General features: G+C 60.6%; 12 protein-coding genes. 10 read left to right on the top strand and 2 right to left on the bottom strand.

The genetic code is table 11. From position 1 onward, the window contains the following. Positions 1–4: 4 nt before the first annotated feature. Positions 5–1834 carry a YbaL family putative K(+) efflux transporter gene (gene ybaL, locus CPY51_RS18200; RefSeq protein ID WP_111161645.1) on the bottom strand — a complete coding sequence of 610 codons (1830 nt, stop codon included), beginning with the start codon at positions 1832–1834 and terminating at the stop codon, positions 5–7. An 80-nt stretch (positions 1835–1914) separates the two neighbouring features. Here ybaL and CPY51_RS18195 point away from each other — a divergent pair, with 80 nt between their 5' ends. Continuing rightward, on the top strand, positions 1915–2178 hold the full coding sequence (locus tag CPY51_RS18195; protein WP_111161644.1) for a helix-turn-helix transcriptional regulator: 264 nt from the start codon (positions 1915–1917) through the stop codon (positions 2176–2178). 12 nt (positions 2179–2190) lie between these two features. Here the strand turns inward: CPY51_RS18195 and CPY51_RS18190 are convergent, their stop codons facing one another. Beyond that, positions 2191–3672 carry an ArnT family glycosyltransferase gene (locus CPY51_RS18190; protein ID WP_111161643.1) on the bottom strand — a complete coding sequence of 494 codons (1482 nt, stop codon included), beginning with the start codon at positions 3670–3672 and terminating at the stop codon, positions 2191–2193. A 714-nt stretch (positions 3673–4386) separates the two neighbouring features. On the opposite strand from CPY51_RS18190, the gene CPY51_RS18185 reads away from it, so the two are divergent. The 9 genes from CPY51_RS18185 to cheD all read left to right on the top strand — a co-directional run bounded on the left by CPY51_RS18185 (position 4387) and on the right by cheD (position 12425). After that, complete coding sequence (locus CPY51_RS18185) at positions 4387–6042, top strand: globin-coupled sensor protein (protein WP_111161932.1); 1656 nt, start codon at positions 4387–4389, stop codon at positions 6040–6042. 63 nt (positions 6043–6105) lie between these two features. Further along, the gene (locus CPY51_RS18180) at positions 6106–6402 is read left to right on the top strand and encodes an STAS domain-containing protein (protein WP_111161642.1); all 297 of its coding nucleotides are present in this window, start codon (positions 6106–6108) and stop codon (positions 6400–6402) included. Next, positions 6399–6764, top strand: a complete 366-nt coding sequence (cheY1, locus tag CPY51_RS18175) for a chemotaxis response regulator CheY1 (protein WP_007695696.1) — start codon at positions 6399–6401, stop codon at positions 6762–6764. Before CPY51_RS18180 ends, cheY1 begins: the two co-directional genes overlap by 4 nt. A gap of 15 nt (positions 6765–6779) precedes the next feature. After that, positions 6780–9068 carry a chemotaxis protein CheA gene (locus CPY51_RS18170; RefSeq protein ID WP_111161641.1) on the top strand — a complete coding sequence of 763 codons (2289 nt, stop codon included), beginning with the start codon at positions 6780–6782 and terminating at the stop codon, positions 9066–9068. Positions 9069–9072: 4 nt separating this feature from the next. Next, a complete protein-coding gene (locus CPY51_RS18165) occupies positions 9073–9540 on the top strand; it encodes a chemotaxis protein CheW (protein ID WP_111161640.1) in 468 nt (155 codons plus the stop codon). Continuing rightward, the gene (cheR, locus tag CPY51_RS18160; RefSeq protein ID WP_111161639.1) at positions 9537–10445 is read left to right on the top strand and encodes a protein-glutamate O-methyltransferase CheR; all 909 of its coding nucleotides are present in this window, start codon (positions 9537–9539) and stop codon (positions 10443–10445) included. The genes CPY51_RS18165 and cheR overlap by 4 nt, the downstream gene beginning before the upstream one ends. Further along, positions 10442–11485 (top strand): protein-glutamate O-methylesterase CheB, encoded by a 1044-nt coding sequence (cheB, locus tag CPY51_RS18155; RefSeq protein WP_111161638.1) that lies wholly within the window; start codon positions 10442–10444, stop codon positions 11483–11485. The genes cheR and cheB overlap by 4 nt, the downstream gene beginning before the upstream one ends. Then, on the top strand, positions 11485–11874 hold the full coding sequence (locus CPY51_RS18150) for a response regulator (protein WP_111161637.1): 390 nt from the start codon (positions 11485–11487) through the stop codon (positions 11872–11874). The genes cheB and CPY51_RS18150 overlap by 1 nt, the downstream gene beginning before the upstream one ends. Continuing rightward, positions 11871–12425 (top strand): chemoreceptor glutamine deamidase CheD, encoded by a 555-nt coding sequence (cheD, locus tag CPY51_RS18145; protein ID WP_111161636.1) that lies wholly within the window; start codon positions 11871–11873, stop codon positions 12423–12425. The genes CPY51_RS18150 and cheD overlap by 4 nt, the downstream gene beginning before the upstream one ends. The last annotated feature ends 1 nt before the right edge of the window (position 12426 follow it).

The following is a 12426-nucleotide window of genomic DNA, read 5'->3' as shown; positions in this document are numbered from 1 at the left end:
ACCTTCATTCTTTCGCTGGTGCGGAGATTTTCGCCTCTCCTATCATACCAGCGGCCTCCTCGTCTTCATAGTCCGGCCTGTCATGATGCAGTTGCGCCAGCCGGTCAACCATCCCCAATGCAATTTCCCGCTCTCCCATGATCACGGTATCCGCGCCGTAGCGCAGTATTTCGTCGACTTCCGCATCGCTATGTGCCCGCGCCACGATCAGGATCGAGGGGTTGAGCTTGCGCGCCTGCTCGGCGACGGTGCAGGTCTCGAATGCGTTCGGAATTGCGATGACGAGGCTCTCCGCACCCCCGAGATTGGCAAAGGCCAACACCTCGGCCGAAGCCGCATTTCCGGAAATCGCCTCGACACCGAGAGTGCGAAGCTCCGCGATGCGCTTGTCCGAATCCTCGATGACAAGGAACGGCGTCCCAGCCTGCTTGAGACCTTCGACGACGATACTGCCGACACGACCGTAACCCACGATGACGGCATGACCGCTGAGCGACGTCGGCGCCGGCTCGTCCTTTCCAGCATCCGTCGCGACTGGGTTGGCACTCTCAGCCGCCTCCGGACCGTCCGCGTCTATTGCGGTCTCCTCCGCTTGAGGCACCCGGCTTTCCAGCACCCGCTTCAATCGGTCGCAGATGAAGAACACCAGCGGATTGAGGATGATAGAGATGATCGCGCCGGCAAGGATCAGGTCGCGCCCCTGTTCGGGCAGCAGCCCCAGCTCTACCCCGAGCGCTGCAAGAATGAAGGAGAATTCGCCGATCTGCGAAAGGCTGGCTGAAATGGTCAGCGCCGTGCCGATCGGCCTTCGGAAGGCGATGACGATGAGGAATGCTGCGGCCGACTTGCCGACGATGATGATGAACACGGTCGCCAGCACCAGCAGAGGCTGTTCGACGAGGATGGTCGGATTGAAAAGCATGCCGACCGAAACGAAGAACAACACGGCAAAGGCATCGCGCAGCGGCAGGCTTTCCTCGGCCGCCCGATGGCTGAGTTCACTTTCCGCGAGAACCATGCCGGCGAAGAACGCGCCAAGCGCTAGCGAAACGCCAAAGAGCTTTGCCGCGCCGAAAGCGACACCGAGCGCGATCGCCAGTACGCCGAGCCGGAACAGCTCGCGGGAACCCGTATGCGCCGTCCTGTGCAGGATCCACGGAATGACGCGCCGTCCAAAGACGAGCATCAGGCCGACGAAGAGCACGACCTTCAGCAGTGTCATCCCGATGATGCCACCGATGCCGAGGTTCAACCCAAGCAGACTGTTCAGCGCAGCAGACAGCGGCTCGACGGCGCCGTGTCCATCGCCCGTGACGCTTGCCGCAGCTGGAATGAGCACCAGTGCAAGGACCATCGCCAGATCCTCGACGATCAGCCAGCCGACCGCGATCCTGCCCCGTTCCGTTTCAACCAGCCGCCGCTCCTGGAGCGCCTTCAGGAGGACGACCGTCGAGGCCACCGATAGCGCCAGCCCGAAGACGAGGCTTCCGCCGAGCGGCCAGCCCAGCAGGGTGCCCATGCCCCAGCCGAGCAGGGTCGCAAAGCCGATCTGGACGATGGCGCCGGGAACGGCGATGCCGCGCACCGACAGCAGGTCTTTCAGCGAAAAATGCAGGCCGACGCCAAACATCAACAGGATGACGCCGATCTCGGCAAGTTCCGGCGCGAGGCTCTGGTCGGCGACGAAGCCGGGCGTATATGGGCCAGAAAGGATGCCGGCGATGAGATATCCGACCAGTGGCGGCATGCGCAGCCGATGGGCGATCGCCCCGAAGATGAATGCCAGCACGAGGCCCATGACGATGGTCGAGATCAGGGGCGTTTCATGCGGCATTGTTGTCTCCCGATGCTGGAAATCCTGCGAAGTTTATGACATATTTGACGTATATTGACCAATATGGGTGATATTTTCAGATGATTCAAGGCGAAAGAGCAATGATTTTAACGCCGGCACATTGCCGCGCGGCACGTGGTTTCCTCGACTGGACGCAATCGGATCTGGCCGATCGCGCCGGCGTTTCCCGCAGCACGATTCGCGACTACGAGGGTAGTAGGCATGATATCCATCGTGCGACGGAGGCACAATTGCGCCTTGCCTTCGAGGAAGGCGGCGTTGCATTCGTCGAGATTGCCGGGCTCGGGTGGGCAATTGCCCTGCGCGCAACGGCACAAGGCTGACCTGGCTGAATCTCAGGGCGTCGGCGCCAGGCAGCTCGGAGAAACGCGGTAGGCGTAAAGCGCCTTGTCCCTCATGTAGCCGAAATCCGGTTTCCACGTGCTGACAAGTTCCGCGGTGCCGCTTGCACAGTCGAACGGCGATGTCGCCACATAAAGCACGTCGGCCGTCGTCTCTGGGGGCAGCGAGAACATCTGCTCGTAATAGCTCTTGGGGAAGCCGCCGAAATTGCGGGCATAGACGTGGTAGGGCTTGCCCTTCAGCGTGTAGAACAGGTCCGCCAGGATATCCCTGTTGTCGGCAACGATGAGATCGGTATGCGCCTTGCTGGCCATATCGGCGATCTGGAGGCTGATCGCGCTCCGCCCGACATAGCGCTTCATCAGCAGATCGCCGTTCGGCAGCTTCAAATCGCCGGCAAAGACGGTGAGGATCGGCAGCAGGATCGCCGGAATGCCATTGATGATCAGCGAGGTGGTAAGCCCGCGCCTGGTATCCTTGAGCAGCCAGACAGCAAGAATTGTGCCGGCGGCAAACGCGGTGACCGCCCAGTTGGCATAGGCTTTTGCAAACAGCGCCTGCAGCGTGATCAAAAGCACGACTGGGATGGAGAGCCAGACAAGCAACTTTTCCTGCGGGCCGCTTTCCCCGCGGATCACGCGCCACGCCCCCCAGAGCATTGCGAAAAATACGATCGGGCCGACGACGCCGAACTGCGCGGCGACGAACTCCAGCCCGCCGAGCAGATGGAGAAGCACCCCATTGCCTTTGCCGGTTCCATCCCAGTGGGCGATGCTCTCGGTGTGGCGCACCGTCGCGATGTCGTGCGACAGGTTCCATAAGAGATTGGGCGCAACGACGATCGCGCCTGCAACGGCAGCGATGATCACGTCGCGCCACGCCACCCGTGCCGAGGGCAGGGTGATCATTGCGATCGCGACGCCGGGCAGCATGAAGAGCACGGAATATTTCGTCAGGAACGCCAGACCGAGGCTGACACCGAGAATGAGGGCCTCGACGACGGACGTCCGCTTGTTGAGGCCAAGGAAAGCCCATATCCCGATCGAGACGAACAGGATCTGGATGGTGTCGGTCGAGACCAGCACGGACGACAGCGAGACCGCCGGCAGCGTGACGAAGGTGACGCCGACCCAGGGCTCGATCTCGGGTCCAAGAAGGCGGCGCGACGCCCGCATCAGAACGAGAGCGGTTGCCATGTGAAAGAGAGGCGCCGAAAGCCGGATCCAGAATGTCTTGTCGGAGCCGGAAAGCGCGTTGAACAGCCGGATCACCCAGGCGATCATCGGCGGCTTGGAATAATATCCGAAATCGAGATTCTGCCCCCAGAACCAATACTGGGATTCATCGACGAAGAGATCCGTCGTGTTGAAATAAAGCATGACGACCCGCCAGAGCGTCACCGCAAGGATGATCAGCAGGGCAAGTCGAAGCGATAGAATTCTGTTGCTTGTTTCGATGGGGGCAAGGCTGGACATTGCTGCTCGATCTTGAGGCCGGTCGACGAATGGCCGCCTTCATATGGCACTATCGGGCCCAACGCCAGCCGCCGCCATCGCAGCGCACAACGATATGTGCGAGCAACCAGCCGGCTGCGGCCATAAGGCTTGTCACATGAGAATTTTGTGTCTGGCTGATTGCCGGAGACTAGAACACGCGCAGTGCGATCCGGTCCCGTGAAAATTCGATCCGGCTCAACAGTGCGATTGCAAACAGCGTCATGCTGGCAATGAGCGAAGCGCTCAAACCAAGAACAATCATTGCTCTTCCCTTATCGATATCGAAGTCGTGGTGGTTCTTCGACTACAACGCGAAACTTGCTCCTGACTTGCGTCTATTCGATTTGGCTAATTGTCTGCAAGCTAAATTTCATTTTAGTTCAAAAGCGAGGGGCAGCGGGCGCTTATTAACCTTCAAGCAACGAATTAACCATAAACATTGGGTTAGACGTCGGAATGGGAGAATGTCTTCCTCTTCCACCAGGCATGAAGCCGCCCCGCCGTACCCGGTTCCAATCCCGGATTTCATCTCAGTAAGCAGTTCCAGCACTGACTTCGGTGAATGAGCAGGCTTTTGCCTTCCGGTATTTGAAACCGGCGGCCAAGTGCAGCGTCTCGCTATCTCATTGTTAATGCTGGATTATCAGAATTTCGTCGGGCCGTTGCGCCTGGCACATTTCGGTGGGGACGGCTTTGGCGCAAGACCAGCCATCAGATCAGGCACAACGGGCGCAGGCAGGCAGCCTTCGCGACCGCTTGCGCTTTGCCGGTCTCGATGCCGAGCAGTGCGAGGCCGTGCGTCGCCATCGCCCGATGCTGCAGGCGCATCTGAAGGCCGGCCTCCGCGATCTTTTCCAGCGCTACCAGTCATTTCCCGATGCTTCCCGCAATTTTTCGACCGAACGCCAGGTAGAGCGTCTCCACGACCTGCAGTCTTCCCATTGGGACGTCCTGACTGACGCCCGCTTCGACAGCCTTTATGCCGAACGCGTCAAGGTTCTCTCCGATTCCGAAAGCAAGATGGGGCTCGATCCCCGCTGGCATATTGCCGGCCACGGCGTCATTCTCGAGCACCTGCTTTCGGGAATTGCCGAGGACATGGGCGTGCGTGCGCTGTTGCCGGGTTCGAAACGCCGTGCACGCGAACTGTCCGAACTGATGTCCGCGATCGTCCGGCTTGTCATGGTGGACGTCGAGATCGCCGTGTCGCTGCGCTTCAACGAGACCCGCATCAGCCATCAACGAGCGCTGGCGGATCAGCGCGCCGCCGATCAGGCCGAGGTCGTCGATATCTTCGGCGACGTCGTCCGCGCCCTTGGCGAGCGTGATCTGACTGTCCGCGTCAGCCCGGATGTACCTGCAGCCTATGCGGATCTGGCACAAACGCTGAATGCGGCGCTGGATGAGGTGCAAGGCGATTTCGTCTCGCTTTCCGGCCGGCTACAGGCCGCCGAAGCAACCACAGGCGCCATCGCCCGCGATAGCCGCACGCTGACCCAATCCTCCGCGAGTCACTCCCAGGAACTTCTCGGTGCGGCAAAGCTTCTGGCCAACCTTGCCGACCAGGTACGCGACAATGCGTCGAGCACGCGCTCTACGGAGCGAGCCGTATCTTCGACGCGCGTGGCTGCCGAGGCGAGCGGCCTTGTCGTCGGCCAGGCAATTGCCGCGATGTCCGACATCGAAACCTCGGCCGAGAAGATCGGCGAGATCATCGGCGTCATCGACGAGATTGCTTTCCAGACCAACCTTTTGGCGCTGAACGCCGGGATCGAAGCCGCTCGTGCCGGCGATAGCGGTCGCGGCTTTGCCGTCGTCGCGCAGGAAGTACGCGCACTTGCGCAGCGCTCCGCCGATGCCGCCCGCGAGATAAAGACATTGGTGTCGGGCACCAAGGCGCAGGTCGATGCCGGCGTCCAGATGGTCGGCCGGACGCAGGAGGCCATCGGCAACATCGTCCGGCAGGTCGGCGACATCAACGACGCAATATCAGGCATCGCAAATGCGACGGACGATCAGGCGGCTGGTCTCAATGCCGTCACATCGGAGGTCGGAAGTCTGGGCGAACGCGTAGCCGGCACGGGCGCACTTGCCCGCAGCACCGGCGAAGGCGCCGACACGCTGCAGACGGTCATCCTTGAACTGGGCCAGACGATCCGTGAATTCCGCATCGCCCGCGAGAAGCAATATGCCGATGCCGGCCGCGCGCCGCGCAGCACTGTTGCCGCCGCGCCTGAGCTTCGTGGAGATAGCTTCTCCCTGGTGTCATATGCCGAGGCGGAGGCCGACGATGCCTTCGACTTTCCGCGGCGTGCAGCAGGACTGGGAGGCCATCGGAATGTTTTTTGACAGCTTTGATTTGATGCGTATGCAGGCGGTGTGGCCTGAATTCAACCGACAGGAAACGATCTGATGGCAGGCAAGAAGGGCGAAAAGACAATCAGTCTGGCCGCAGTGCTGGACCTCAACGAAGCTTCGACGCTTCGCGGCAAATTGATGGGACTACGCGGCAGCAACGTCGTGGTCGACGCCTCGGGCGTCGAAAGGGTCGGGGCTCTATGCGTCCAGGTAATCATGGCCGCTGCCAAGACTTGGGATGAAGACAAGCTGTCCTTCACCTTTTCCAAGGTGTCGGATGCATTTCAGAAAACGATGCAGCTGATCGGTGTCAACATCGATCACCTGCTTGCCAAGGGGACCCGGCAATGAAGAAAAAAGTGCTCACCGTGGATGACTCCCGGACGATCAGGAACATGCTGCTCGTCACGCTCAACAATGCAGGCTTTGAGACCATCCAGGCCGAAGACGGCATCGAGGGTCTCGAGGTTCTCGAGGAAGCCAATCCCGACGTCATCGTCACCGACATCAACATGCCTCGTCTTGACGGCTTCGGCTTCATCGAGGGTGTTCGTCGCAACGACAAGTATCGTGCGATCCCGATCCTGGTGCTGACCACGGAAAGCGATGCCGAAAAGAAGAACCGTGCCCGCCAGGCCGGTGCCACGGGCTGGATCGTCAAGCCTTTCGACCCTGCAAAACTGATCGATGCCATCGAGCGCGTAACCGCTTAAACAGGATTTCTTCCTATGGATATGAACGAAATCAAAGAGATCTTTTTCCAGGAATGCGAGGAGCAACTCGCCGAACTGGAATCCGGTCTTCTGAAATTGAATGATGGCGACCGAGATTCGGAAACCGTCAATGCCGTCTTTCGTGCCGTTCATTCCATTAAGGGAGGAGCAGGGGCATTCGGTCTCGATGACCTGGTCGCCTTTGCCCATGTTTTCGAAACAACGCTCGACTGTGTTCGCTCCAACAAGCTGGAGCCGAACCAGGACGTGCTCAAGGTCATGCTGAAGGCGGCCGACGTGCTTGCCGATCTGACCAATGTCGCCCGCGACGGCGGCAGCGTCGACGATGCCAGGAGCCGAGGTCTCGTCAAGGAACTCGAGGCGCTCGCCAACGGTGTGCCCATCGCCTCGGCACCAGCGGAAGCAGTTGCTGCAAAGGTTGCTGCACCGGCGCCTGCGCCAGCCAAGGCAGTAGCGCCAGTAGCGGCGACCGACGACACCGGTTTCCAGCCCATCCCCTTCACCTTCGACGATTTCGACGGTCCGGACGATGTGGTCGCGCAGCTCCCGCAATTCGAAATCAGCTTCAAGCCGCGCGCCGATCTTTATTCCAAGGGCAACGATACCACCCTTCTGCTGCGCGACCTGTCGCGTCTTGGCGAGATGAGCATCCATTGCAATATGGACGCCCTGCCGTTGCTGCCCGAGATCGATGCCGAAGCCGCCTATTTCGAATGGACGATCTCCATCAAGACCGACAAGGGCGAAGATGCCATCCGCGCGGTCTTCGAATTTGCCGAATGGGATTGTGATCTCGAGATCAGGGCGGCCAGCGAGATTGCCGGCGTCGCAAATGTCGACGAAGAGCTGCCGATGGTTCCAGTCCCATTCGATCTCTCGGCTCTCGACGACGATATGGGTCTGGCGGAAGTCGAGGCAGAAGCGTCGCAGACCGATGCCGCAGCCGCCGTTGCCGCTGCCGAGACCGCAAGCAATGTCACGCAGCTGGCGTCAGCCGCTGCGCGCGCCGAGAAGAAGGAACCGGCAGGCGCTGCAGCTGCAGCCGCCAACGCCGCGGCCCAGAACAACGCCGCAGCCGGCCAGACTATTCGCGTCGATCTTGACCGCGTCGATCGCCTGATCAACCTCGTCGGCGAACTCGTCATCAACCAGGCGATGTTGTCGCAGAGCGTCATCGAGAACGACAACAACGGCACATCGTCGATCAACATGGGTCTCGAGGAGCTCCAGCAGCTCACCCGCGAGATCCAGGATAGCGTGATGGCGATCCGTGCGCAGCCGGTCAAGCCGGTCTTCCAGCGCATGTCGCGTATCGTCCGCGAAATCGCCGATATGACCGGCAAGTCGATCCGCCTCGTCACCGAGGGTGAAAATACCGAAGTCGACAAGACCGTCATCGACAAACTGGCGGAACCGCTGACCCATATGATCCGCAACGCCGTCGACCACGGCGTCGAGACCCCGGAAAAACGCGTCTCCCTCGGAAAGAACCCTGAAGGCACGGTCCGATTGACCGCGAAGCATCGCTCCGGACGCATCCTGATCGAGCTTGCCGACGACGGCGCCGGTATCAACCGCGAAAAGGTTCGCCAGAAGGCGATCGACAATGACCTGATCGCCGCCGATGCCAACCTGTCTGACGAGGAGATCGACAACCTCATCTTCCTGCCGGGCTTCTCGACGGCCGACAAGATCTCCGACATTTCCGGCCGGGGCGTCGGCATGGACGTCGTCAAGCGCTCCATCCAGGCGCTCGGCGGACGCATCAACATCACCTCGAAGCCGGGCCATGGCTCCGTCTTCACCATGAGCCTGCCGCTGACGCTCGCCGTCCTCGATGGCATGGTCGTGACAGTCGCCGGCCAGACCCTCGTCGTGCCGTTGACCGCGATCGTCGAAACGCTACAGCCCGAAGCCGCGGCGATCCACTCCTTCGGCGCCGACCATCGCCTGATCTCGATCCGCAATTCGTTCTGCCCGCTCGTCGATGTCGGTCGCATCTTGAATTTCCGCGCTACCCAGGCAAATCCGGTCGACGGCGTCGCACTTCTGGTGGAATCGGAAGGCGGCGGCCAGCGCGCCCTCATGGTCGATGCGATCCAGGGCCAGCGCCAGGTCGTCATCAAGAGCCTGGAAGCGAACTACACGCACGTCCCCGGCATCGCCGCAGCGACCATCCTCGGCGATGGCCGCGTCGCCCTTATTCTCGACGTCGACGCCGTCGTGGCTGCCTCCCGTGGGCAGTCGCTGAGGGCCGAAATGTCTTACGCAGCAGCGGGTTGAAGCCATGTCCTTTGCCGCCAAGAGCATGAACCAGGGTGATCGCGAACTGATCGCATTTCGGATCGGCGACCAGGAATTCTGCGTCGACGTCATGTCGGTTCGCGAAATTCGCGGCTGGACGCCGGCGACGCCGATGCCGCATGCGCCGTCCTATGTCCTGGGCGTCATCAATCTGCGCGGTGCCGTATTGTCGATCATGGATCTGTCGGCAAGGCTCGGAATGAAGCCTGCGGTGCCGACCGAGCGTCACGTCATCATCGTCACGCAGGTGAAGCGCAAGACGATCGGCCTTCTGGTCGATGCCGTGTCGGACATCCTGACGATCAACGACGACAATATTCAGCCACCACCGGAGGTTTCGTCGGATCTCGTCAAGCGCTATGCGCGCGGCATCCTCGCGATCGACCGTCGCATGGTGTGCCTGATCGAACTGGAAGCCTTGTTTCCCGACACCGAAAGTGAAGCCGCATGAGCTCGATGGGCGCTACAGAACTGCGGCAGTCCCCGGACGAGGTGCTCGCCAGCGGCGAATATCCGCTGCGCCGCCGCGACCTGACCGACATCGCTGCGATGATCTATTCCGATGCCGGCATTTCGCTCAATGAGACAAAGGCTTCGCTGGTCTATTCCCGGCTGTCGAAGCACATCCGAAATCTCGGCCTCTCGGGGTTCCACGAATATTGCTCGCTTGTCTCGTCGCCTGCAGGCGGCGCCGCACGGCGCGAGATGCTGTCGCACCTGACGACCAATTTCACGCGTTTCTTTCGCGAAAACCACCATTTCGAGCACCTGAAGACCGAAGTGTTGCCAGCCCTCCTTGCCCGCGCCAAGAGTGGCGGACGCGTTCGCATCTGGTCGGCCGCGTGCTCTGACGGCCAGGAACCCTATTCGATCGCGCTCACCGTGCTGTCGCTCATGCCGAACGCCGCGGACTACGATTTCCGGATCCTCGCGACCGACATCGACCCGAAGATCCTGACCCTGGCCCGGGCCGGCGCCTATGACGAGGCGGCTCTTGAGACCGTTTCTCCCGCCATGCGCAAGCAATGGTTCCAGGAGGTCGAGATCCAGGGCCGTCGCAAATTCCAGGTGGACGATCGGGTTAAGCGATTGATCACATTCAACGAATTGAACCTGATGGCGCAATGGCCTTTCAAGGGCACGTTCGACGTCATCTTCTGCCGGAATGTCGTGATCTATTTCGACGAACCGACGCAGGTGAAAATCTGGTCGCGATTTGCGGACTTGCTGCCGGAGGGCGGGCATCTCTATATCGGCCATTCCGAGCGGGTTTCGGGCGATGCCAAGAGCGTTCTCGACAACATCGGCATCACCACCTATCGCTACCTCGGTAAACACGCCGGGAGGAAAGCATGACCGCGCCGGCCCGTGTCCTTGTCGTCGACGACAGCCCCACCATGCGTAGCCTCATCACCGCGATCCTGAGTGCGGATCCCGATGTCAACGTCGTCGGCCAGGCCGGCGATGCGATGCAGGCACGCGCCGCGATCAAGGAACTCAATCCCGACGTCGTGACCCTCGATATCGAGATGCCGAATATGAACGGCCTCGAATTCCTCGAGAAGATCATGACGCTTCGGCCGATGCCGGTAATCATGGTGTCGACCTTGACGCATCGCGGCGCCGAAGCGACGCTGGCTGCTCTGGAAATCGGCGCCTTCGATTGCGTCGGAAAGCCGACGCCGGGCGAACCACGCCCCTTCGGCGATCTGGTTGAAAAGGTAAAGGCCGCCGCCCGTAGCCAGCGCCAGTACCAGCGCAAGCCTTCCGCCCCTGCTGCGTCACCGCCCTCGACGTCCGAATTCCGCGTCGGCCGCAAGATCGTCGCCATCGGTTCCTCGACAGGTGGCGTCGAAGCTCTGATCACTGTTCTGCAGAAATTTCCCGCCAACTGTCCGCCGACTGTCATCACCCAGCACATGCCACCGAGCTTCACCAAGAGCTTCGCCGAGCGCCTCAACCGGCTCTGCGCTCCGGTGGTCGAGGAAGCGACGGATGGGGCTCGGCTGGAGATCGGCAAGATATATCTCGCGCCGGGCGGGGAGCGTCATCTGCAGGTCGCCAATGCCGCAGCTCCTCACTGCCGTCTCCTCGATCGCGATCCGGTCAATGGACATCGTCCCTCCGTCGACGTGCTCTTTGATTCCGTCGCCGAACTCGCCGGCCGCAATGCCGTTGGCGCGATCTTGACCGGCATGGGTCGCGATGGAGCTGCCGGCCTGTTGAAAATGCGACACGCCGGTGCACGAACCATCGGACAGAACGAAAAAACCTGCGTCGTTTACGGAATGCCAAGGGTTGCATACGAACTTGGCGCAGTTGAGCAGCAGCTTCCGCTGACTGCTATCGGTGAAGAAATATTGAAAATGACAGCCGCGCGAAAGGAGAGTGAATAATGTCTCTAGCGGAGAAAATCAAAGTCTTGATCGTTGATGACCAGGTCACCAGTCGTCTGCTCTTGAGCGATGCTCTCACACAGCTCGGTTTCAAGCAGATCACCTCGGCCGGTGACGGGGAGCAGGGGATGAAGATCATGGAGCAGCAGCCCCATCATCTGGTGATCTCAGATTTCAACATGCCGAAGATGGACGGTATCGGTCTTCTCCAGGCCGTACGCACCAATCCGACGACAAAGAAGGCGGCCTTCATCATCCTGACCGCTCAGGGTGATAGGGCGCTGGTTCAAAGAGCGGCACAGCTCGGCGCCAACAACGTGCTAGCCAAGCCCTTCACCATCGAAAAGATGAAGGCGGCGATCGAGGCTGTCTTTGGAGCGTTGAAATGAACATCGAGACTGCAGCCAAGCGCGTACACATCATCCAAGGCGAGTATAAGGTTATCAGCGACCCGGTTGTCGTGTTGTCGACCATTCTCGGCTCGTGCGTGGCTGCCTGTCTGCGTGATCCGATTGCCGGCGTCGGCGGCATGAACCACTTTCTGCTTCCAGGCAATGCGACTTCCCCCACCACGGGTGGCGATGCCACGCGGTACGGCGTTCATTTGATGGAGTTGCTCATCAACGGATTGCTGAAGCAGGGCGCTCGCCGGGACAGGCTGGAGGCGAAGGTGTTCGGTGGCGCCAAGACGATTGCCATGTTTTCGAATGTCGGCGAACAGAATGCAGCGTTTGCCATGCAGTTCCTGAGGGACGAAGGCATCCCGGTCGTCGGGTCCAGCACCGGCGGCGAACACGGGCGGAAAGTCGAATTCTGGCCGATTTCGGGTCGCGCGCGGCAATATCCGCTGACCGGCGCCGAAACGCAGAAGACGGTGGCACTCGAGCAGCGTCCGGTCATTGCGCCGAAGCCTGTCGAAAATTCGATCGAATTCTTTTAGG

This window comes from Arminella tubonensis, assembly GCF_003240585.1.
Taxonomy (GTDB): Bacteria; Pseudomonadota; Alphaproteobacteria; order Rhizobiales; family Rhizobiaceae; genus Rhizobium; species Rhizobium tubonense.
Note: the sequence above shows the minus strand (reverse complement) of the source record. Positions and strands in the feature narration are given on the sequence as shown.